The sequence below is a fragment of the Pseudomonas sp. Irchel s3a12 genome (assembly GCF_900187485.1).
Lineage (GTDB): Bacteria > Pseudomonadota > Gammaproteobacteria > Pseudomonadales > Pseudomonadaceae > Aquipseudomonas > Aquipseudomonas neuropathica.
The window spans coordinates 1-22,954 of record NZ_FYDN01000018.1; the positions used below are offsets into that span (position 1 = coordinate 1).

General features: G+C 59.4%; 20 protein-coding genes. 13 read left to right on the forward strand and 7 right to left on the reverse strand.

What is annotated here, in order from left to right:
* Window positions 1-175 precede the first annotated feature (175 nt).
* Window positions 176-451 (reverse strand): DUF2798 domain-containing protein, encoded by a 276-nt coding sequence (locus tag CKW14_RS25735; protein ID WP_095126385.1) that lies wholly within the window; start codon window positions 449-451, stop codon window positions 176-178.
* 124 nt (window positions 452-575) lie between these two features.
* On the opposite strand from CKW14_RS25735, the gene CKW14_RS25740 reads away from it, so the two are divergent.
* The 7 genes from CKW14_RS25740 to CKW14_RS25770 all read left to right on the forward strand — a co-directional run bounded on the left by CKW14_RS25740 (window position 576) and on the right by CKW14_RS25770 (window position 8,253).
* Complete coding sequence (locus CKW14_RS25740) at window positions 576-1,502, forward strand: LysR family transcriptional regulator (RefSeq protein ID WP_095049962.1); 927 nt, start codon at window positions 576-578, stop codon at window positions 1,500-1,502.
* Window positions 1,503-1,590: 88 nt separating this feature from the next.
* Window positions 1,591-2,667: an alpha/beta fold hydrolase gene (locus CKW14_RS25745; protein ID WP_095126386.1), complete on the forward strand. Its 1,077-nt coding sequence runs from the start codon at window positions 1,591-1,593 to the stop codon at window positions 2,665-2,667.
* A gap of 2 nt (window positions 2,668-2,669) precedes the next feature.
* Window positions 2,670-3,080, forward strand: a complete 411-nt coding sequence (locus tag CKW14_RS25750; protein ID WP_095049960.1) for a GFA family protein — start codon at window positions 2,670-2,672, stop codon at window positions 3,078-3,080.
* A 48-nt stretch (window positions 3,081-3,128) separates the two neighbouring features.
* Window positions 3,129-3,512: a hypothetical protein gene (locus CKW14_RS25755; RefSeq protein WP_095049959.1), complete on the forward strand. Its 384-nt coding sequence runs from the start codon at window positions 3,129-3,131 to the stop codon at window positions 3,510-3,512.
* Between the two features lie 106 nt (window positions 3,513-3,618).
* Window positions 3,619-4,458, forward strand: coding sequence for a glutathione-dependent disulfide-bond oxidoreductase (gene yghU, locus CKW14_RS25760; protein ID WP_095049958.1), 840 nt, complete (start codon window positions 3,619-3,621; stop codon window positions 4,456-4,458).
* A 286-nt stretch (window positions 4,459-4,744) separates the two neighbouring features.
* A complete protein-coding gene (locus CKW14_RS25765) occupies window positions 4,745-6,922 on the forward strand; it encodes a TonB-dependent siderophore receptor (RefSeq protein WP_095126387.1) in 2,178 nt (725 codons plus the stop codon).
* Between the two features lie 137 nt (window positions 6,923-7,059).
* Complete coding sequence (locus CKW14_RS25770; protein WP_095049956.1) at window positions 7,060-8,253, forward strand: GAF domain-containing sensor histidine kinase; 1,194 nt, start codon at window positions 7,060-7,062, stop codon at window positions 8,251-8,253.
* Here CKW14_RS25770 and CKW14_RS25775 read toward each other — a convergent pair.
* The 3 genes from CKW14_RS25775 to CKW14_RS25785 form a co-directional block, all read right to left on the reverse strand.
* A complete protein-coding gene (locus tag CKW14_RS25775) occupies window positions 8,250-8,891 on the reverse strand; it encodes a LysE family translocator (RefSeq protein WP_095049955.1) in 642 nt (213 codons plus the stop codon). The genes CKW14_RS25770 and CKW14_RS25775 overlap by 4 nt on opposite strands.
* A 742-nt stretch (window positions 8,892-9,633) precedes the next feature.
* A complete protein-coding gene (locus CKW14_RS25780; RefSeq protein ID WP_095126388.1) occupies window positions 9,634-9,975 on the reverse strand; it encodes a hypothetical protein in 342 nt (113 codons plus the stop codon).
* 86 nt (window positions 9,976-10,061) lie between these two features.
* A complete protein-coding gene (locus CKW14_RS25785) occupies window positions 10,062-10,706 on the reverse strand; it encodes an ATPase (protein ID WP_095126389.1) in 645 nt (214 codons plus the stop codon).
* A gap of 171 nt (window positions 10,707-10,877) precedes the next feature.
* Here CKW14_RS25785 and CKW14_RS25790 point away from each other — a divergent pair, with 171 nt between their 5' ends.
* From CKW14_RS25790 to CKW14_RS25800, 3 genes are all read left to right on the forward strand, one after another.
* On the forward strand, window positions 10,878-11,126 hold the full coding sequence (locus CKW14_RS25790; protein WP_093433206.1) for a hypothetical protein: 249 nt from the start codon (window positions 10,878-10,880) through the stop codon (window positions 11,124-11,126).
* Between the two features lie 147 nt (window positions 11,127-11,273).
* Window positions 11,274-12,431, forward strand: a complete 1,158-nt coding sequence (locus CKW14_RS25795; RefSeq protein WP_095126455.1) for a GGDEF domain-containing protein — start codon at window positions 11,274-11,276, stop codon at window positions 12,429-12,431.
* An 8-nt stretch (window positions 12,432-12,439) separates the two neighbouring features.
* Window positions 12,440-12,955, forward strand: coding sequence for a PaaI family thioesterase (locus tag CKW14_RS25800; protein ID WP_095126390.1), 516 nt, complete (start codon window positions 12,440-12,442; stop codon window positions 12,953-12,955).
* Window positions 12,956-13,238: 283 nt separating this feature from the next.
* Here CKW14_RS25800 and CKW14_RS25805 read toward each other — a convergent pair whose 3' ends face one another.
* A complete protein-coding gene (locus CKW14_RS25805) occupies window positions 13,239-15,437 on the reverse strand; it encodes an OsmC domain/YcaO domain-containing protein (RefSeq protein WP_095126391.1) in 2,199 nt (732 codons plus the stop codon).
* A gap of 221 nt (window positions 15,438-15,658) precedes the next feature.
* Here CKW14_RS25805 and CKW14_RS25810 point away from each other — a divergent pair, with 221 nt between their 5' ends.
* Window positions 15,659-18,271, forward strand: a complete 2,613-nt coding sequence (locus CKW14_RS25810) for an EAL domain-containing protein (RefSeq protein WP_095126392.1) — start codon at window positions 15,659-15,661, stop codon at window positions 18,269-18,271.
* A 44-nt stretch (window positions 18,272-18,315) separates the two neighbouring features.
* Here CKW14_RS25810 and CKW14_RS25815 read toward each other — a convergent pair whose 3' ends face one another.
* Both CKW14_RS25815 and ppk2 read right to left on the reverse strand, forming a co-directional pair.
* Complete coding sequence (locus CKW14_RS25815) at window positions 18,316-18,531, reverse strand: hypothetical protein (RefSeq protein ID WP_095126393.1); 216 nt, start codon at window positions 18,529-18,531, stop codon at window positions 18,316-18,318.
* 211 nt (window positions 18,532-18,742) lie between these two features.
* Window positions 18,743-19,558 carry a polyphosphate kinase 2 gene (ppk2, locus tag CKW14_RS25820; RefSeq protein WP_095126394.1) on the reverse strand — a complete coding sequence of 272 codons (816 nt, stop codon included), beginning with the start codon at window positions 19,556-19,558 and terminating at the stop codon, window positions 18,743-18,745.
* A gap of 189 nt (window positions 19,559-19,747) precedes the next feature.
* Between ppk2 and CKW14_RS25825 the strand changes: the two genes are divergently transcribed.
* Both CKW14_RS25825 and sseB read left to right on the forward strand, forming a co-directional pair.
* Window positions 19,748-21,874, forward strand: coding sequence for a TonB-dependent receptor domain-containing protein (locus CKW14_RS25825; protein WP_095126395.1), 2,127 nt, complete (start codon window positions 19,748-19,750; stop codon window positions 21,872-21,874).
* A 236-nt stretch (window positions 21,875-22,110) separates the two neighbouring features.
* Window positions 22,111-22,902, forward strand: coding sequence for an enhanced serine sensitivity protein SseB (gene sseB / locus CKW14_RS25830; RefSeq protein WP_176471340.1), 792 nt, complete (start codon window positions 22,111-22,113; stop codon window positions 22,900-22,902).
* Window positions 22,903-22,954: the final 52 nt, after the last annotated feature.

Sequence of the window (22,954 nt, forward strand, 5' to 3'; positions counted from 1 at the left end):
CAGATGCATTCTTTATCGGCGCTTGGGTGAAAGGAGGAGGGGCGAAATCTCCCACGGTCTGTGCTGCGTCAACAGTCAGAATCGAGCCTTGTCCCTCCTCCTCCCTTCAAGTCCTACCATACAAGCGAGCCTGCTCGCGAAGGCGCCAGAACAGTCACTGCTGAGGCGGGGCCTTTCAACGATGCGGATGCACCGTCCATGCGACCAGTTTGATCACGATCGGCCGCACGACCAGGATGCACAGGAACGCCACCGGCATCGCCAACTTATAGGCGTGCAAGGCATTACTCAGGTAGTTGTTATCAATGCCCGAATTGGCAGCGGTGATCACCAACGACATCAGGAATGCCATGATCGTCGCCATGTACAACGCAAACACATACGGCGTGGCGCGCGGCGACAGCTTGCGTCGGCTAAGGATCAGGGCTTCGGAGCTTGTCGGTTGATTCATAAGGCGTTTCCATCCATTGACAGGGAGACCGCACGTTAGCAAAGCCGGTCTGCCGCAACTAGACGCTCAGCCGCAGGTACTTTATAAAGCAGAACTTACGAATCAACCCACGACGGGACGATGAATGAATCTGTTAGCGGCGATTGCCAGTTTTATCAAAGTGGTCGAAGCCGGCTCGATTGTCGGCGCCGCCAAGACCCTCGGCGTCAGTGCGGCAGCGGTCAGCCAAACGCTCAATCGGCTAGAAGCACACCTAGGTGTACGGCTGTTGCAACGCACCACGCGCAGCATGGCACTGACCGAAAACGGCGCGGTGTACTACGAGAAAGTCCGCCGGATTGCGGCGGATCTGGAATCGGCGCAAAGCTTGATCAGCAGCGATGAAACCGAGTTGCAGGGCCGGCTGAGCATCGCCTCGACATCTGCTTTTGGCCGCCATGTGCTGGCGTCGCTGATTGCCGGCTTCACCGCACAGCACCCGCGCCTGCTCATCGAACTGTCGACCACCAATGGCAAGATCAACCACATTCAGGACGGTATCGACCTGAGCCTGCGGATCAAGCCGCAACTGGAGGACGGCATCGTCGCGCGCAAGATCGTTTCGCTGCCCTTCATCATGTGCGCCGCGCCGGCCTATCTTCAGCGCGCCGGGTGGCCGCAATCGCCGGATGATTTGCAAAACCATGCCTGCCTGGCCTTTCGTTATCCCCTGGACGGGCGTTTTCTGCGCTGGAGCTTTATCCGCGACGGGCAGCGTTTCGACGCCAATATCAACGCCACCGCCATCAGTGATGACATTGATGCACTGGCGCAAATGGCGGTTCACGGCGCCGGGGTCACCCGGCTGGCGGAGTTTGTCGCAGCGCCTTATCTGGCGAGCGGGCAATTGGTGCCGCTGTTTGAACACAGCGACGCCACCCACTCCGTTGTCGAGCCGATGGACATCTACGCCTGCGTGCAGGAACGTGCGGCGATGACGCCGAAGGTCAAAGCCTTTCTGGATTATTTGACAGCGCATCTGGCCACGCGCTGGCCGATGGAAAATGTTTAAGATTCTGGGTCCAAAGAGGCTCGCTGAAGCGCGCGAAATCGGGCAAAGTCCACCTCGCCCAATCGGCCCATCACGGAAGATAACAACAATGAAAAAAACGCTCACTGCCCTGCTACTGATCTGCTTGAGCAGCCACGCCTTCGCTGACGCCCAACCCGTTGGTTTCCAGTACGCTACGCTGGCGGATCCGCGCAATGAGCGCCCGGTAGAAATGGTCGTCTGGTACCCGAGTGCGACCACCGCTGTGACGCCACAATTGTTCGGCGACAACCCGGTCTTCGTCGGTGCGCCTGCGGTGCTCGACGCCCCGGCCGCCAAGGGCGAGCATCCATTGGTAGTGCTGTCCCACGGCAATGGCGGTAGCTGGATCAACCAGACATGGCTGGCCAGTGCACTGGCCCATCAAGGTTACATCGTCGCGGCGGTCAACCACCCCGGCACCACCAGTCGCGACCGCAGCCCGCAAGCAGCGGCGCAGCTGTGGCAACGCCCCGTTGACCTCAGCCGCGCCATCGATGCCGTGACGGCTCAGCCAGAAAAATTCGGCGCAGTGACCAAGGATCGAATTGCTGTTGTGGGCCATTCTCTCGGCGGCTGGACAGTGCTCGAAACCGGCGGCGCGCGCTTCGACCCCGAACGATTTGCCGAAGACTGCAAGGTCCACACGCAACTCGCCAGTTGCACCGCCTACCAACAAATGAACACTGCAAACACTGCGCAAGCGAAAGCTCAATTGGCCGCCGACTGGCGTGACAAGCGCGTCACTGCCGTGGTTTCACTGGATCTGGGCCTGTCGCGCGGGATGACCGACGCCAGCCTCGCGGCCTACCCCGTGCCGATCCTGGTGATCGCTGCCGGCGTGCCGTCGAAAGAACTGCCCGCTGAACTGGAGTCCGTCGACCTCGCCAAACGTCTGCCAAAAACCTCATCGCATTTCGTCGAGATCAGCGACGCCAGTCACTTCAGTTTCATGGCAATCTGCAAACCTGGCGCCGTGGCCATGCTCGACGAGGATGTACCGGGCGACAGCATCATCTGCACCGATGGCGACGGTGGTCGTCCGCGTGCGGTCATTCAGCAACAGGTGATTTCCCTGATCAGCGGGTTTCTGGCGCCGTCACCTGCCCCCTTGAAACAAGCCATTACCTACAAGGATTCGCAATAACAATGCTCACGCCCTCCCCTCAGACCTTCCGGGGCAGTTGCCTGTGCGGAGCGGTGAAATACCAGATCCGTTCGCGGCCCAAGGCGCTTTCGCATTGCCATTGCAGCCAGTGCCGCAAAAGCCACGGCGCGGCGTTTGCCAGCTATGGCAGCGTGCAGCGCCAGAACCTGGAATTGCTGGAAGGTGCTGACCAGCTGAAGTCGTATCAATCGTCTGAATCGGTACAACGCCAGTTCTGCACGCACTGCGGCTCGTCGCTGTTCTGGGCAAGCAATCAAGGGGAATTCAACGGCTGGATCTCGGTTGCGCTGGGCACGCTCGACACGACGTTCACCACTGAAAAACAGCAACATGTGGAAGTCACTTCGAAGGCGCCGTGGTTTGAAATCAAGGATCAATGGCCGCAGCGCTGAGGCTGAAAGATTCATTTATCAGACGTTGCTTCACCCGTTGGAGATCAGATGAAACGCTCAAAAATTGCGGCGTTGGCTGCGCTGGTAATGGCCGCAATAACTGTCATTTCACTGCAGATGTTTCTGTACGACGCCGAGATAACCATGGCTCAGGCATCCATGGGCAGCGTGCCTGTCCAATTGGTCGCACAAATCCTGATCACCATCGCCACTCATCTGTTCGTCGTCCTGATGGTGCCAACGCTCTTGATCGCCTACAGGAAGTACCTCGCCGGCTATGCGGTGCTTGCCCTGTCCCTCGCGGCCTACGCCCAGATGACCACAGGGCTGGGCGTGATCGGGCCGATGATCGCGGTCATCGCCGTCTCGATCCTGGGTTTTTATGGCTTCAGAAAAGCCAGCGAATGGGTTCGCTACCTGCGCGCGAAATGACTGATGCGACCGATCAATCGCGCTCTGGTACAGGAAGCGGGTTCTGTGGTGTCCTGTCTATGATCAGCGAGGTATTTTTTCCACTTGCCAAGATGAGGCCCCTTAGATGAGCAAAGCGCCGTACGTTCCGCCCCAGGTCTGGAAAAACGAAGCCCCGTCCGGTGGCCAGTTCGCCAGCATCAATCGGCCGATTGCTGGCCCTACCCATGACAAAACGCTGCCAGTCGGCAAGCATCCATTGCAGCTGTACTCGCTGGCCACGCCCAACGGCGTCAAAGTGACGATTCTGCTGGAAGAGCTGCTGGCGTTGGGGCACAGCGCTGCCGAGTACGATGCGTGGCTGATCCGCATTGGCGAGGGCGATCAGTTCTCCAGCGGGTTTGTCGAGATCAACCCCAATTCGAAAATCCCGGCGCTGCTCGATCGCAGTGTCGAGCCGCCCATTCGCGTATTCGAATCGGGTTCGATCCTGCTGTACCTGGCGGAAAAATTCGGCGCATTCCTGCCGAAGGATCCGGCGGGCCGTACCGAAACCTTGAACTGGCTGTTCTGGCAAATGGGCTCGGCGCCCTACTTGGGCGGCGGTTTCGGGCACTTCTATGCCTATGCGCCGGAGAAGATGGAGTACCCGATCAACCGCTTCACCATGGAAGCCAAGCGGCAACTGGACGTGCTCGACCGGCGTCTGGCCGAAAGCGCCTATCTGGCCGGCGACAGCTACACCATCGCTGACATCGCAGTCTGGCCGTGGTACGGGCAATTGGTGCGCAACAATGTCTACTCAGCCGCCGAGTTTCTAGCGGCCCACGAATACACGCACGTGCAGCGCTGGGCAGAGGAGATCGCCAAACGGCCGGCCGTCATTCGCGGACAACGCGTCAATCGCACTTGGGGCGATGAAGCGACTCAAGTGCCCGAGCGGCACCAGGCCGAAGATCTGAACTGAGCCCTCCTCGCCTCACGCTCATCCGCTGAGCGTGCCCCCATCAGCAGCGCCGGCGCAGTTTCTTGTGCCGGGCCGCTGCGCCCTGATTTGCCCCTCGCACGCCCCCGAACCCTCACACGTTCCTGCCAATCCCCCGCGGTAGAGCCTCCGGTCAATTGTGAAAAATTCGTTAACTAACTGAGCCGTACGGCTTTCTTCACCCGGAATGATCTGACACACTAATGCGAATAATTCCTACACGCACTCGCACTGGATTCGTTTTCGTATCATTTGGGGAAGCAGATTGATGTCGTTTCGCACTATTCACCGCCGCTCAAACCGTTCACCAAACCTGTTGGCACTCGCCATCTGCATGGCCAGCATCGCACCGGCACTGGCCGACGAGACAACGCCCGCCACGCCTGAAAAAACCGCGCCGACCACACTGGAACTGGACGCGACTGAAATCGGCGCAACCCAGATGAGCAGCACCACCGAAGACACCCAGTCCTACACCACTGGCCCGATGCGGACGGCGACCAAGCTGTCGCTGACCATGCGCGAAACGCCCCAAGCGGTAACGGTGATCACCCGTCAGCGCATGGACGACCAGAATATGACCAGCATCAACGACGTGGTGAAAGGTACGCCGGGACTGTTCCTCAGTCAGGCCAGCGGCCCGGGTCGGCAGACTTACAGTTCGCGCGGTTTCGACATCGACACCATCATGTACGACGGCCTGCCGAGTTCCTACTCGCCGTTCTCGATGGCGGTGCAACCGAACCTGGCAATGTTCGACCGCGTCGAAATTGTCCGTGGCGCGACCGGCCTGGTCACCGGTGCCGGCAACCCTTCGGCGGCGATCAACCTGGTGCGCAAACGCCCGACGGCCGATCAGCGTGTAACCCTCACCGGCGCCGCCGGCAGTTGGGATGACTACCGTGGCGAGATCGACGCCTCCAGCCCGTTGAACGAAAGCGGCACCCTGCGTGGCCGGGTGGTCAGTTCCTATCAAGGCGCCGACAGCTTCCGCGACAAGGAAGAAAACGACCATGGCCTGTTCTACGCCATCGGTGAAGCCGACCTCAGCGACAGCACCACCGCGACCCTCGGCTTCTCGCGTCAGAACGAACAGACCAACTATTTCTGGGGCGGCCTGCCGATCGGCACCAACGGCCACCACCTCGACCTGCCCCGCTCCACCTACCCGGGCACCGACTGGGAAAACCGCAAGCTGCAGATCGATACTGTGTTCGGCGAGGTCGAGCATCGTTTCGACAACGACTGGAAACTGCACGTCGCCGGCTCATCCTCGACCCTCGACGGCGAGTTCTCCGGGACTTACCTGTCGCGTTACGCCGGCCCGCTGGAAACCACGGCCTATCAATCCCATCACACCGACAAGCAGCGCTCGCTCGACGTGTTCGCCAGTGGTCCGTTCGAAGCGTTTGGCCGCAGCCACGAACTGGTGGTCGGGGCCAGCAACCGGGTGTATGACGCGACCACCAAGGAATACGATCCGTACACCACGGCCTGGCCGATTGGCGCACCCAAGCCTGATTTTGTACGGGACGGCAAAACCCGCAACGTCACCACCCAGGACGCGGTGTACCTGACCACTCGCCTGAGCCTGGCCGATCCGCTGACGCTGATCCTCGGCGGCCGTCTCGACTGGTACGACTACGATGACCGCACGGCCGATGGCGACTACAAAGTCACGCGCAACCTCACCCGTTATGCCGGCCTGATCTACAAACTTGACGACCATCACTCGGTGTACGCCAGCTACACCGACATCTTCACCCCGCAAACCCAGAAGGATCTCGGCGGCAAGGTGCTCGAACCGATCGTCGGCGAAAACTACGAGGTGGGCATCAAGGGCGAGTACTTTGACGGCGCCCTCAACGCCAGTCTGGCGGTGTTCCAGATGGACCAGACCGGCCGCGCCACCCAGGCCGACAATCAGTTCGGCTGCCCGGTCCTGACCTGCTACGGCTCATCGGGCAAGGTACGCAGCCAGGGCGTGGACATGGAACTGCAAGGCGCGCTGACCGACAACTGGCAGGTCGGCGCTGGCTATACCTATACCCGCGCGCACTACATCAAGGACGAAAACCCGGCCAACAACAATCAACGTTTCGAAACTGACACGCCGGAGCATCTGTTCAAGGTGTCCACCGTCTATCGCTTCCAGGGTCCGCTGCAACACCTGCGCGTGGGCGGCAACGTTTACTGGCAAAGCCGCATGTACAACGACGTCGCTCTGGCCAATAACGGTAGCTACCGCCTTGAACAGGGCGGCTATGCGGTCACCGACCTGATGGCCGGGTACGAGGTCAACAAACACCTGGATCTGCAGGTCAACGCGAACAATATCTTTGATCGCGTCTACTACTCCGCCATCGGCTCCAATGTTACGTGGGGCTCCAACGACAACTACGGCAACCCGCGCAGCTATATGCTGACGGCGAAGTACAAGTTCTGAGTCGCTGACCTTCTAATCAGTAACAAACAAGGGCGCCGGGGAAAGCCACGGCGCCCTTGTACTTTCTGGCCTCTTCATTAGTCATGAGCAGCAATAACCGTTAGTCTCTGAGCGAACTCTTCACGAAGCATCGCGCCATGACCAATCCGGCCTTTACCCCTGATATCGACGCGATCCGCAGCATTGACGCGGTGCCAGTCATCCTGAGCATGGTCAAACACCTCACCGGCATGCGTTTCGCCGCAGTCGCGCGGGTCACCGAAAGCAACTGGGTGGCATGCGCTGTCGATGACTCCATTGATTTCGGGCTCAAACCCGGTGGCGAACTGGTACTTGAATCGACCATCTGCCACGAGATCCGCCAACATAAGCAGCCGGTGATCTTCGGGCACGCCAGCGCGCACCCGGTCTTTTCGTTGCACCACACGCCGAAAACCTATGGGCTGGAAAGCTACATCTCCATTCCCATCGTCAAAGCCAATGGCGACTTCTTCGGCACGCTGTGCGCCATCGACTCGGTCCCGGCCAATATCGACGAACCGGCCATCACCAAAACACTGACCCTGTTCGCTCAATTGATCGCCATGAACCTGGACACGCAACGCCATCTGGAAGCGACCCAGATCGAGCTGAACAACGCCAATGAACTCGGGCGCCTGCGCGAGCAATTCATCGCCGTTCTCGGCCACGACTTGCGCACACCACTGAGCGCGGTGCGCATGAGCGCCGACTTGCTGGAAAGCAAAACCGAAGACAAGCGTTCGCTCAACCTGATTGCGGCGATTCGCAACAGCTCGGTGCGCATGGGCGTGTTGATCGAAAACATCCTCGACTTTGCCCGAGGACGTCTGGGTGGCGGGATTCCGGTGCAGCGCAAGTTGGTGGACGACTTGCAGCACACCCTGCAATTGACCCTCGCCGAGGTACAAGCATCCCATCCCCAAGCGGTGTTTATCCATGAACTGGATGTGCCGGCGGGCATTTATTGCGATGCGCTGCGCATCAGCCAATTGCTTTCCAATCTGCTGGGTAACGCGGCCACCCATGGCTCGAACAGCGCGCCAATCGTCCTCAAGGCGTATGCGGAAAATGACGAGATCGTGATCTCCCTGACCAACCAGGGCACACCGATTCCAGCGCAACTGATGCCACTGCTGTTTGAACCGTTCTCCCGGGCCGAGGCCGGGCAACGTTGCGAGGGTTTGGGGCTGGGGCTGTATATCGCCTCGCAGATCGCGATGGCGCACAACGGTACCTTGAGCGTGACCTCAAGCGCCGAGTCGGGAACCTGCTTCGTGGCGAGATTCCCGGCCCGGTACAAATGGCTTTAAGCCGCCTGCCGCCGCATTGTCAGAATCGCCGCGCCAAAACCGATAAAGGTCGAACCAACCACACGACTGACCCAACGGGACAACGCCGGACGGGTCAGCACGCCCTTCGCGCGCGAAGCCAGCGCGGCATAGACACTCAGTGACGACACCGACAACGCCATGAAGATCGAGGTCAGGATCAGAAACTGCGGCAGCAGCGTCGCGCCCTGATCAATGAACTGCGGAAACAACGCAGTAAAAAACATCGTCGCCTTGGGATTGGTCACCGCCGTCAGGAACGCCGACTTGTACAGCTTGCCGCGAGTCGGTCGCACTCTGCCCGCCTCACCTTCAATCCCATCCGGCAGCATCGGCCCCTTTTTGAACAATTGCTTGACCCCGAGGTAGAACAGATACCCGGCCCCGATGATCTTCACCGCGTTAAACAACACTTCAGAACTAGCCAACAACGCCCCCAGCCCCAACATCGCCGCCGCCGACAGACAGAACAGACCGCTGGCATTACCCAGCGACGACCAGATCGTGCTGCGCTGCCCGTGAGCCAGACTGTTATTGATCGCCATCAACGTCGCAGGCCCCGGGCTGGCGATAGCAATCGCCGCGACCACAGTGAAGGTCAATATCGAGTGAGAATCCATTTTCGCTGCTCGCCTAAGTGAAGTCGCCGCATGTTACAGCAACCGGCTGCATAGCCCAGATCAAAAGCCCCTCACCCTAGCCCTCCCGAAACGTCGGACCGCCCGTAGGGAGAGGGAACTGACGGTGGTGTTTGGGAGAGTTACACCGACGTGCGATACCGCGTTGAACTCAGGCTGTGAAAAGCCCACAGATCGGCCCCCTCTCCCTCGGGAGAGGGCTGGGGTGAGGGGAAGCACCACCACAAATCCAAAGCCGACCACGCCCCGCTCTTCACCACTCAATAGGCCGAGTGTCAGCTCGCCTGCTTTTGATCTTGATCTGTAAGGCGACGTCGGAAGGCTGAGTGGAGGGATTGATCCGGGGGTGGGAGCGTAGCGACCGTTTGGCGCAGCCAAACACAGCGAGAGGAGGTGCAGCGAAGCAAACCGTAGGCGCTGCGCCCGGATCGATCCCGCAGCGAAGGAACCCCGAGCCCCAGCGAGCGGGCCGCACGTAGGAGCAAGCGTTTTTTGCTTACTTTTTTTGGCGTTTGAAAACAAGTGAGTCGCCGTAAGGGCGAAACCGTAATAAGCCATCACCGCAGCAACGGATATTCACAAAGAACACCCCGAGCATGGTCGGCCCAAAGGCCGCCAAGCCCAAACAAAAAAAAGCCCCGCAGCCACATAAGGGCGCGAGGCAAAAAATTGGTTGGTTGCGGCCAACCAAAGGAGCTCAGTCAAATCCGTACAAAAGCCAAAATCAGATGCAATCCTGCGCCGCCCGCTCAAAACTCGAAGGCAAAAGATTCGAAGCCAACAAATGGCGCTCATAGATAAACACCTTGCCGCCATTACCGGCTTTATAAGCCTCCAGCACGTTGTCAGCAGAAATCTTGCTCGGCACCACAATCCGATAACTACGCTGAGTCTGCGAAACCGTCGGGTTCAACGCACTGCCCTGCAACTTCGGCACTACACAATCGGCGTACTGCGCAGGCGTCTTACTGGTCTGCAGCGTCAGGCTCGGATTGTTCGGCGCCGAAGCGCAACCGGCGAGCAGCAAAGAGGCAACGGCCAGAGCTGGCACAAATAAAAGACGCATCGGTGTCATCCTGAAAATAAAGGTTCGGTTCAACCGGCAACGGTTCAGCCTCACGGAGCCGCCGTTGCCATTTATGTTTTAAGTGTTCAGCTCGACGCCACCAACGCCTTGAGCGACACATCGAATTGCTTCAAGGCGTTGAGTTGCAAGTCACGCTGTTTATCGATCTGCGCAGCGATGGCCGGTGCCGCCTGGTTATGCACCCAGACCGATGGCAACTGTTTCTCGACAGCACCTTCAGCCTTGCCGATGTATTGCAGGTCGGCGTCGTAGAAACGCGCGGTAAAGCGTGCTTCGACCAGGCTGTTTTGCTGCGTCAGCAAGCGATTGAAGGTGTCGAGTTTCACCACCACGTCGGGATGCGCCTGCACCAATGCATCGAGGTTGTCGTAAACGGTCACCGACAAGAACTGTTGTTGCAGCGAACTCACCAGCCAGTCGATGGCCAGTTCCGGATCGGAACTGCTGACAAAGGCTTCACGAATTCGCGAGTCGAGCGCATCTTTCGCGCCGTTGACCGCCATGTCGTGGTAACGCTCAAGGTATTGCAGGTTGTCCAGGGTGTTCTCGCTGAGCAACACGCCGACGGTTTGCGAATGCTGCAATGTCGCGCTGCTGCCGGTGAGGGTCTGGAAGTGACACGACCCGGCATCGGCTGCGTAAGTCGGTGCAGTGAAGAGTGCTCCGCCCGTCAGCAGGGCGACCAAAGCCAGTCGGGTCAGGGTGTTCATCGCGCAAATTCCTTGAGCTGCGTGTTCGATGGAAGCGATTTTCCGCCGATTGCCGACAAAGCAGAACTTGCGTTTCGTGATGGTCACTATTACTTCTAGCAATAGTTGCGTGACGTGCAGACTGATACACACTCAACCACAACGAGAAAAACAGCCCATAAGGAGTTCGCCTTGAGAACGTTTGACCTGATCCGTGACGCCGTTCTGCCCGATTTTCGCGAGCGTGTGGCCGAATATCTGGTTCAGTACGAAAGCGTATTGCTGGACAAAGGCATTACCGACCCGCAGCTCATCCAAGACACCGCCAACCAGTTGCGCGGTTACCTGCGCGGGCTTAACACCACCCGGGTGCTGGGCATGGCCTATTGGGAAGAGCTGGATCGCCGAGTCGTCGACACCTGGCTTGAGCCCAAGCCATGACCGATCGGCACGGCGGTCAGGGTGGCGGCGAGCGACCGCGCCTTCCCCGCTGCCAATGATCTGCGCGGCAACACGACCTCTGCGAAAAAGCCGCCCGAACGCTTACAATCGCCGGTCAAACTGCCACTCAGACAGGCTCATCAAGAAATGCCGCTCGACCCACCTACGATGCTGACCCTTTCCATCGCCCTCGCAGCCGCCGCAGCGCTGTACCTGGCGATCGAATGGCGCAGCATTCGTGAGCCTTCGCTGCTGTTCTGGAGCGCCGGTTTTGCCACCATCACCGTCGGCTCCACCCTGGCCCCGCTGCGCAGCAGCGGCTTTTTGCTGATCGGCATCTGGTTCGCCAACGGCCTGCTGGTGACCGCGCATTTCCTGTTTCTGCTCGGCGTGGCGCGCTTCACCCAGATACGCTTGTCGACGGCCTGGTACCTGATCTTTGTCACCTGGCTGGTCTTGCTGCTGTTGCCGGAGGGGCCGCTGTGGTCGAAGGTCATGCTGGCGGCCAATTCGTTGCTGGTGGCGCTGTCGACCCTCAAGGCCAGCTCGCTGCTGCGCCCCCATGGCAAATCGTTGAGCGTCGGCGCGGTGCAGTTGCGCTATGTGCTGCTCGGTCACGGGCTTTTCTACGTGGCCAAAGCCTTGACCGTGGTGATCCCCGGCACGCTGATCGATCTGGCGGTGTTTCGCGGCGAGATCATTCAGATTTCCCTGGTCGAGGGTGCGATGGCAATCATGTTGATCGCCCTGTCGATGACCGGCACCGAGCGTTATCGCCGCGAAAAACAGATCGCCCGCCTCGCCGAGCGCGACCCGCTGACCGCTTTGTATAACCGCCGCGCCCTGGAAAAACGCGCGCCGCGCCTGCTTGAACAGGTTTCGCCGGCGCATCCCGGCGCCTTGCTGCTGATCGACATCGACAACTTCAAACTGGTCAACGACCAATACGGCCACACCGCTGGCGATCGTTTGCTGATCGCCTTGAGCGAGATGATCCGCTCGGTGCTGCCGCGCAATGCGCTGACCGCACGCCTGGGCGGTGATGAGTTTGTCATTTTGCTCAGCAGCACCTCGGGTGAGCGCGTCATGGAACTGGGCAACGCGTTGCGTGAGCAGTTTCTGAGCATGACCTCCCAGACGTTCCCGACCACGGCTGCGGTGACCCTGAGCATCGGCGCCAGCCTGTTCGACAAGCCGCCCGCGCACCTGACGGCGCTGATCGAACAAGGCGACGCCGCTCTCTACGAATCGAAACGCGGCGGACGCAACCGCTTGCGCCTGACCGGACTCAACCCTCCAGGATAATAAAAACCATGTCCAGCCTCGTTACCCCTTTGCAAGACCTCGCCGCACCTGAAGGCGTCTGCTACGGCTGCGGTGGCCGTAACCCGCACGGTCTGCACGTCAAAAGCCGCTGGCACGAAGACGGCGTTCACGTGATCGCCGAACACCTGCCCGACGCCAAGTACTGCGGCTGGCCGGACCTGGTCTACGGCGGCCTGCTCGCGATGCTGGTCGACTGCCATTCCAACTGGACGGCCATGGCCTACCACTACCGCGCTGAAAACCGCGAACCCGGCAGCCTGCCACGCATCGACTGCGTCACCGGCAACCTCGGCATCAAGTTCATCAAACCGACGCCGATGGGCGTGCCGTTGACTCTGCGCGCGAAAGTCGAGGGTGACGTCGGGCGCAAGACCCGGGTGATCTGTGAGGTGTTTGCCGGGGATGTGCTGACGGCCGTGGGCGATTCGGTGTTTGTGCGAGTGGATACCGGGCAACTGGCGAATGCGGCGCATGGGCGGAAAAACCAAAGCCCCTTACCCTAGCCCTCTCCCAGAGGTAGAGGGAACTGACCGAGGTGTCTGGTTGAAATACGCCGACCTGAGATATCGAATCGAACTCTGGATTCGAAAAACCCTCACCCCTGCCCTCTCCTTGGAGAGAAAAGACTGACCGAGTTGTCTGGTTGAAATACGCCGACCTGAGATATCGAGTCGAACTCTGGTGTTGAAAAGCCCACAGATCGGCTCCCTCTCCCTGGGGAGAGGGCTGGGCGGGCGGCGTTCCGATGAGGGGTGAATTCACCACCGAACCCGATGTGAAACCGGCTTAGACCTGTTTCACATTCGCCCGCGCCGTATGCAGCTTTTTATAGCTCTCAATCAAGCGCAAATGCCGATCCAGCCCTTCCAGCTTCATGCTGGTCGGCGTCAACCCGTAGAAACGCACGCTACCGTTGACCGAACCAATCGCCGCATCCATACGCTCGTCACCGAACATCCGGCGGAAGTTGGCTTCGTAGTCTTCCAGTTGCAGATCCTCGTCCAGCTCCATCTCCAACACCACGTTGACCGCTTGATAGAACAAGCCGCGCTCGACGGTGTTGTCGTTGTATTGCAGGAACGCTTCGACCAGGTCTTTAGCCTGTTCGTACTTCTGCAGCGCGAGGCAGATCAGCAGGCGCAGTTCCAGAATGGTCAACTTGCCCCACGGCGTGTTGTCGTCGAACTCGACGCCGATCAGTGTGGTGATCTCGGTGTAATCGTCCTGCTCGCTGTTTTCCAGGCCTTGGGCGAGGTTGCGCAGACCGACCTTGCTCAGGGTGTGCAGGTTGAGGATGTCGGCGCGGAATTCCAGGGCTTTGTTGGTGTTGTCCCAGATCAGGTCTTCGACCGGGTAGATCTCCGAGTAGTCCGGCACCAGGATGCGGCAAGCCTTGGCGCCGATGTGCTCGTAGACCGCCATGTAGACTTCTTTGCCCATGTCTTCGAGGATACCGAACAGCGTCGCAGCTTCTTCGACGTTAGAGTTTTCGCCTTGGCCTGAGAAGTCCCACTCGACGAATTCGAAGTCCGGTTTGGCACTGAAGAAGCGCCACGACACCACACCGCTGGAATCGATGAAGTGCTCGACAAAGTTGTTCGGCTCGGTCACGGCCTGGCCGGAGAACGTCGGCTGCGGCAAGTCGTTCAAACCTTCAAAACTGCGGCCCTGCAACAGCTCGGTGAGGCTGCGCTCCAGCGCCACTTCCAGGCTCGGGTGCGCGCCGAACGAGGCGAACACGCCGCCAGTGCGCGGATTCATCAGGGTCACGCACATCACCGGGAATTCACCACCCAGCGACGCATCCTTGACCAGAACCGGGAAGCCCTGCTCTTCCAGGCCTTTGATGCCGGCGAGGATGCTCGGGTATTTCTCCAGTACTTCTTGCGGCACGTCTGGCAGGGCCATTTCGCCTTCAAGGATTTCGCGCTTGACCGCGCGTTCGAAGATTTCCGACAGGCACTGCACCTGCGCTTCGGCCAGGGTATTGCCGGCGCTCATACCGTTGCTGAGGTAAAGGTTTTCGATCAGGTTGGACGGGAAGTACACCACTTCGTTGTCGGACTGGCGCACAAACGGCAGCGAGCAGATGCCACGCTGGGTGTTGCCGGAGTTGGTGTCGAACAGGTTCGAGCCACGCAATTCGCCGTCACGGTTGTAAATCTTCAGGGTGTATTCGTCGAGAATTTCGCTCGGCAACTCGTCCTTAGGGCCTGGCTTGAACCACTTCTCGTCCGGGTAATGCACGAACTCGGCGTTAGCGATTTCTTCGCCCCAGAACTGGTCGTTGTAGAAGAAATTGCAGTTCAGGCGCTCGATGAACTCGCCCAGCGCCGAGGCCAGTGCGCCCTCTTTGGTCGCGCCCTTGCCGTTGGTGAAGCACATTGGCGAATGCGCATCGCGAATGTGCAGCGACCAGACGTTGGGCACGATGTTGCGCCACGAGGCGATTTCAATCTTCATGCCGAGGTCGGCGAGGATGCCCGACATGTTGGCGATGGTCTGCTCCAGCGGCAGGTCTTTGCCGGCGATGAAGGTGCCTGCGTCCGAACCGCCCACCGGCATCAACAAGGCCTGGGCATCGGCGTCGAGGTTTTCGACTTCTTCGATGATGAATTCCGGCCCAGTCTGCACGACCTTCTTCACCGTGCAGCGATCGATGGAACGCAGGATGCCCAGGCGATCTTTCTCGGAGATGTCCGCCGGTAATTCCACCTGGATCTTGAAGATCTGGTTGTAGCGGTTTTCCGGGTCGACGATGTTGTTCTGCGACAGGCGAATGTTTTCCGTCGGGATGCTGCGCGTGTCGCAGTACAACTTCACAAAGTACGCCGCACACAACGCCGACGACGCCAGAAAGTAGTCGAACGGCCCCGGTGCCGAACCATCGCCCTTGTAGCGGATGGGCTGATCGGCGATCACCGTGAAGTCGTCGAACTTGGCTTCAAGTCGAAGGTTGTCGAGAAAATTGACCTTGATTTCCATGCGGGATTACCAGAATACGGCTAAACGAATGGCCGCCATTATCCGGTTTTTGCGCGGGAAGTCTTGCCCTTTCGGGATTGGCCGCTGATCGGCGCGCTGCACTTGGGGAGGCAAATCACGCGGGTTTCACTACGCTTTCAATGCAGTCCCCCAGAAGAATCTGAACATTGCGCCCGCGCCGTGGTTCTAGATTCAGAAGACAGCGGATCAAGGACGAGCACATGGACCTTTCCAGCTTTGCAGCCCCGCTTCCACCGCGCCAGAGCGCCGTCACCCGCCGCCTGGCCTTCGCGGTCGGTGCGCTGTTTGTCAGTGGCGTGATTGCCGCCGCCGTGGCCTTGCTCGGCATTGCCGAACGCCTCGACAACGACGAGATCAACAAAACCCGCTTCTATTCCGCTCGCGCGCTGGAAAACCGCATCACCGCCTCGAAAAACTACATCACCAGCTACGCCTACTGGACCACGGCCTACGAGCATTTGAGCGGTCAGGTCGACACCGACTGGGCCTACACCGAGCAGAACCTCGGCAAGACCCTGTTCACCACCGACGGTTATGACGGCGTGTTCGTGCTCAACCGTGAAGGCACCCGCTACGCGGTGGTGCGCGGGCAAATGGTCGATGCCGAGCTGTCCGCGTTCGTTCAGGTGAGCGCCACGGAGTTACTCGATCAAGCGTTGGGCCAAGGTGATCTGACCAAGCCGGTCAGCCGCTATTCACTGTTCGAAGGCTGGCCGGCGCTGGTCTCGGCGGCAGCGATTATTCCCAACGATGAGCGACCACTCGGCGACCCGCAGAAAACTTCGGTGCTGGTGTTCGTCGACAAACTCACGCCGACCAAATTGCGTCTGATCGGCAGCGGTTACGGCTTGAATAACCTGACCCTGGCGCCGGACGAGACCATCGACCCGCAGCGCCCTCGGGTGCCACTGGACAACACCGGTTACAGCCTGATCGCCGATCTGGAGCGGCCCGGCCAACATTTATTGTGGTCACTGTTGCCACCACTCGGCGCGACGATAGTGGTGCTAATGCTGCTGACCGCGTACTTCTTCCGCCACGCGTTGCGGTCATCGCAGTACGTCGATCAGAGTTTTGCTGTCATGCAAACTTCCAATCACGCACTGGAGAACGCCAACCGCGAACTGGAAGCCAGCGAAGAACGCTTTCGCGCGGTGGCCGAAGCCGCGTCGGACTGGATCTGGGAAGTCGACCGCACCCTGGCACTGACCTACCTTTCGGCACGTTTTAGCGAGGTAACCGGTTACCCGCAAACCCTGTGGCTGGGGCAAGACATCGGTCAACTGCTGTTGTGCGACACCACGCCTCTGGAACTGTGGCTGAGGAATCTCACCGAGCAAGACAGCGCCAGTGACTTGCGTTGCACCTACCGTGACCACGCCGGCCAGCATCGCCACTGTCGGCTCTCCGCCCGGCCGATCTTCGACAAGCACGCGGTTATCGGCTATCGCGGCACCGCCAGCGACATCACCGACGAAGTCGCCGCCCATGCGCAGATCCAGCATTTGTCGATGCACGACGCCCTCACCGGCCTGCCCAATCGCAATAAACTCGCGCGTTATCTGGATGAAGCGCTGCTGCTCAAGGAGCACGCGCCGCCGCTGTCGCTGCTGATGATCGACCTCGACAACTTCAAACCGATCAACGATTCGCTCGGCCATCCGGCCGGTGATGCCGTGCTGCAGGAAGTTGCCGTACGCCTGCGTGAATGCACACGCGAACTGGACATCGTCGCGCGTCTGGGCGGCGATGAATTCATCGTGGTGCTTAATGGCATGGACAGCCATCACGAAATCGACAAGTTCTGCACCCGCCTGATCGCCAGCCTGCATCAACCGGTGGTCTTCGAGCAGCATCCGCTGCACATCGGCGCCAGCATTGGCATCGCGCTCAGCCGGCGCCACAGTTATGTGCCCAGCGACCTGATCCGTTACGCCGACATTGCCCTGTATCAGGCCAAATCCGAGGGCAAGAACACCTGGTGCTATTTCGAAGCGCACATGAGCGATCAGATCCAGACCCGCCGACAACTTGAGGATGACCTGCGCCATGCGCTCAAGCACAACGAATTCATCCTGCACTATCAGCCGCGCTACAAGATCGATGGCAAGCACATCGTTTCGGTCGAAGCGCTGGTGCGCTGGCAACATCCGACCAAAGGCCTGCTCGGCCCTGACCTGTTCATTCCGTTGGCGGAGCAAACCGATCTGATCGTTCCGCTGGGTCGCTGGGTATTGCGCGAAGCCTGCGAAACCGCGCTCGGCTGGCCGGAAGACATCCTGCTGTCGGTCAATCTGTCGCCGGCGCAATTTGCCCTCAGCGATGTGGTCGAGGATGTTCGCGAAGTGCTGGTACAGACCCGTTTCCCGGCCAGTCGCCTGGAACTGGAGATCACCGAGAACGTGATGCTCAACGACACCGACTGCGCGCTGACCACCATGAATGCCCTGAAGGAATTGGGTGTGCGCCTGAACATGGACGACTTCGGCACCGGTTACTCATCGCTCGGTTACCTGCGCGCTTACCCGTTTGACGGGATCAAGATCGACAAGCGCTTTATCGCCTCGATCAGCAGCGGCACTAACGATCGCGCGGTGGTGCAGGCGATCATCGGCCTGGGCAAGGCCATGGGCCTGACCGTGACTGCCGAAGGGGTCGAAACTGAAGAACAGCTGGATATTCTCGGGGTCGATCAATGCAATGAGGTGCAGGGTTACTTCATGAGCCGGCCGATCGACAAAGCAGCGTTTGCGCGGTTGCTGCAGGATTCCAGAGGTGCACAGTTGAAAGCGAAGACAGGTCGAGTGACCTGAACGGCTACAGGGCGGATCCATCGCTGTAGCCGTTTGCGGCGGGTTCAACCGTTTGATCGCCCCGTATCCCCGATGAACACATTGCCCGCATCCCGCACCAGTTGCCGCCACTCGGCGCTGGTGATCAGTCCCTGCTCCTCCATTTCATCGGCTGCCTTGAGCAGTTCGTCGTACTGTTCCTCTGGGTCCAGACGCATCTCCGATTGCGTCGCCAGCTTTCGCCATGCCGCCAGTTTTTCTTGTTTGCGCTGATCGAACATCGGGGATGATCTCGTGAGGGACTCCCTTGATAGAAAGAAAGATCATCGCAGTGGTTCAGCGCAGTCGACGGATGGACTGTTTGCTTTGGATACACCACCGAACCCTGTAGGAGTGAGCCTGCTCGCGATAGCGGATTGTCTATGGCGGATGTGTTGGCTGAAACACCGCTATCGCGAGCAGGGTCACTCCTAGAGGGATTGAGGCAGTTTGTCAGAACTTCTCGGCCACGCGCCGGTATGGGTAATCCGGATCCCGGTACTTGCCCGGTTTCTGCCGTTTGGGCAGCTCGATTTTCTCGCGTTTCACATCCTCATACGGAATGCGGCTGAGCACATCGGTGATGATGTTCAGCCGTGCGCGGCGCTTGTCGTTGGAGTCAGCTACCAGCCACGGCGCGTGTTCGGTATCGGAGTGTTTAAACATTTCATCCCGTGCCCGTGAGTAGTCGTACCAGCGGCTGTAGGACTTCAAGTCCATGGGTGTCAGTTTCCAGGTCTTGCGACCATCGTTGATTCGCGCTTCGAGCCGGCGGGTCTGCTCTTCGGGGCTGACTTCCAGCCAGTACTTGAGCAGGATCACTCCGGACTGGACGATGGCGTGTTCAACCAAGGGAATCGATTTGAGAAATTTGTCAGCCTGCTCGTCGGTGCAAAAGCCCATCACCCGCTCGACACCGGCGCGGTTGTACCAACTGCGATCGAAGATCACCACTTCGCCCGCCGCCGGTAGATAAGGCAGATAACGCTGCACATGCATCTGGCTTTTCTCGCGATCAGTCGGTGCCGGCAACGCCACCACGCGAAAGACACGCGGGCTGACGCGCTCGGTCAACGCCTTGATCGTGCCGCCCTTGCCGGCGCCATCGCGCCCTTCAAAAACGATGCAGACCTTGACGCCCTTGGCGATCACCCATTCCTGCAACTTGACCAGTTCGACGTGCAGTTTGCGCAACTGGTCGAGGTAATCCTTGTTTTTCAGCTTCAGACTTTCAGGCGCTGTGGCGGCCTTCTTTTTGCCTTTTGCCATGACCTTGGCCCTCTCCAATAAATGCAGAAACAGAGTGTTGATTGACGGGATACACCAGACACGTGAGGTTAGTTCATGCCGTGCTGTTTGCCATTGCCGGGCAAAAAGCAAAATTGCCATGTGTTTCGTTCGTTCTTTGTTGCGTCGCACTGTTCATTGCCCTGCCCTTGTCTGCCTGGAGTTTTCTCGATGCCCGCGTCCAAATCCCTGCCCGCCGCCCTGCTCGGTCTGGCTCTCGCCGGCCCGGCAATGGCCGAGACTCAAGGTCTGGAACTGGGGCAAGTGCTGATTTCGGCCGAGGATCGCAACGGCAGTGATGTCTCTGTTGAGGAAGCCAAGGCCCGCCTCGATCAGGTGCCCGGCGGCACCAGCGTGGTCGACATGCGTCAGCCGTTGCAGGGCCGCGTGGCGAGTAATCAGGATGTACTGGCCTATCAGCCGGGCGTTTATGCGCAGTCGGCGGGCAACGAAGGCGTGAAGATTTCAGTGCGTGGCTCGGGCATCAACCGCGCGCCGGGCGCTCATGCGTCGGGGCTGTACACGATGCTCGATGGCCTGCCGCTGACCGGCCCGGGCGGCACGCCGTATGAGTTGCTCGAACCGCTGTGGGTCGATCACGTCGAAGTGCTGCGCGGCGCCAACGGCTTTGATCGCGGCGCGCTGGCACTGGGCGGCGCCATCGATTACGTCAGCCACACCGGCTACAACGCGCCGAAACTGCAAGTGCGCTATGCCACCGGCAGCCACGGCTATCAGCAGCGCCAGGTCAGCTCCGGGCAAGTGCTCGGCGACTTCGATTACTACGTGTCGCTGACCGATGCCAACGCTGACGGCTATCAGGATCACACCCGCAGCGAGAGCAAAGGCCTGATCGCCAACTTCGGTTATCGCTTCAACCCGAACCTGGAAACCCGCTTCTATATCCGCTACCGCGAGACCGACAACGACCTCGCAGGGCGTGTGACCAAGCACTCCATCGAGCACTCGCCTCGCGCGGCCAATCCGTCCTATGTGGCACGCGATGACAGCCGCAAGCAACCGGGCAGCACCTTCATCGGCAACAAGACTACGTTCTATATCGACGACGACTCGAGCATCCAGACCGGCCTCGTCTATCACGATTACCCGATGGACCTGCGCGAAGGCCCGAATCGCTTGAAAGTCGCCTACACCGACGTCAGCGGCACCTTCGACTACAAACGCCGTGACACTATTTTCGGCATGGAAAGCCGCAGCAACGTCGGCCTGCGCGTGACCAAACACCTGCCCAACGACGGCGCCAGCGAGTTCGTGCGCATTCCCGGCGGCAACACCGCCAGCTACGTGCCGGGCACGCGCATGCGCAATTTCACCTATCAGGGTTCCGACACCGTTCTGCACGCTGGCAACGACCTGGAAATTGCCGATGACCTCTGGCTGACCACTGGCCTCGCTGCGATCTACACCCGCCGCGAAAGCGCCGTGACCTACCCGCAAAGCGGCGGCAAAACCAGCATGAACGACTGGGACTACGCACCGCGCCTGGGCCTGCGCTATCAGCTCACGCCGGACGTGCAAGTGTTCGGTAACCTCAGCCGCTCGGTTGAAGCGCCGCACCCGTGGTCGCTGATCTACAGCTCCAACGTGCGCTTTGCGCCCGGCAACGGCCCGGCGACCGGCACGCAAAAAGACCCGATCAAACTGCAAAACCAGACCGCGACCACACTGGAACTCGGCGGTCGTGGCGACAGCGCCGTCGGCGAATGGAGTCTGGCGTGGTATTACGCGCAGGTGCGGCATGAATTGTTGTCGGTGTTGCCGGATGCCAACGCCGTTACACCTTATGAGTTGAACGCCAGCCCCACGGTGCACCAAGGCGTTGAAGCGAGCCTGAACAGCAAACTCTGGTCGGCGGCCGATGGCCGTCAGCTGAGTTTGCGTCAGGCGTATACCTTCAGCGATTTCCACTATCGCGCCGATGATCGTTTTGGTGACAACCGCTTGCCGGGATTGCCGATGCACTACTACCAGGGTGAGCTGCGTTACGACTGGCCTCAGGGATTCTTTGCGGCAGTGAATACGCAACTGGTATCCAAAGTGGCGGTGGATTACGCCAACAGCTACTACGCCGATCCTTACGCATTGTTTGGCGCGACGCTGGGCTACAACGCGCCGAAGGGTGACTGGCAGACATGGGTGGATATGCGCAACCTGACCAACAAGCACTACGCGGCCACGGTCACGCCGGGGTATGACGACAAAGGACTGGATGCCGCGCGGTCTACGCCGGGTGAAGGGATGGGGGTTTATGTCGGGGTGTCGTGGAGTTTGCTCTGACACCTAACCCTGTGGGAGCCAGCCTGCTGGCGATGGCGGCGTATCTGTTGCGAAGAAGCTAGCTGACCCACCGCCATCGCTTGTAGGCAAGCTCCCACAGTGATTTGCGCTGTACCTGAATTTTGTGATCTATACACAAACCTGTGGCAACAGGTTTGCCCGCAAAGGCGTCAGCCGAACACGCGTCGATGTAACTGTTCTATGCCCTGTTTCAGAACGAGTCACGGATGAAGACCATGGATACCCAACCAGAAAACCTGCTGGAAAAAAGCCTCAAACGGGCCGCTGACGAACCGGCACATCGTCCGGAGTTTTTCAACACCCTGTTGAATTCGAAGGTTTACATTCTCGGCACCGCCGGAGGGGCAGACGGCCACGTCAATCTCGAAGCCGGCAGCAACATCAGCATCGCCCATTGGCAAAAACCGGACGGCACCCCGGTCATCCCGTTTTTCTCGTCACTGCAAACACTGCAACAGTCCATCGACAGCGAGCAGTCCTACCTCGAGATACCCGCCCGATCGTTGTTCGAAATCACACTCGGCGCCCTGCTCTGCCTGAATCCGAAGTCGCCGTACGGCAAAGAGTTTTTCCCGCAAGAGGTGCACAATTTGCTCGCCGATGCCGTTGGCCAGACCGCCACGCAACGCACGGTCGAGAAAGAAACCAACGTGTTGCTCGGCCAGCCCACCGAATACCCATCCCAAATGGTCCACTCGCTCACGCAACTACTTGCCAAACATTCCAATGTGAAGCGCGCGTTTCTGGCATTGATGCATGACACCTCGGTGGACGAAAAACCGCACTTGATCGTGGGCATTGAGGCGGACGGTGATATTGAGCGGGTTATGCGTGAGGCGGGCAATGTTGCCGGGGATACCGCGCCACAGGGCGAGCCGGTTGATTTATGCCGGGTGTCCCAAGGTGAAGCGGGCCTGAGTGATTACTTTCTCAGGGAGACCACGCCGTTCTATGAGCGCAAGTGGGGCAATAAACTGCGTTCTTTTCTGGGATTTGGCAGTGCCTGATCACGTTCGGTTTTAGCAGTGCAAGCCCGTGCGATCGGGCTTGCTTGTCATG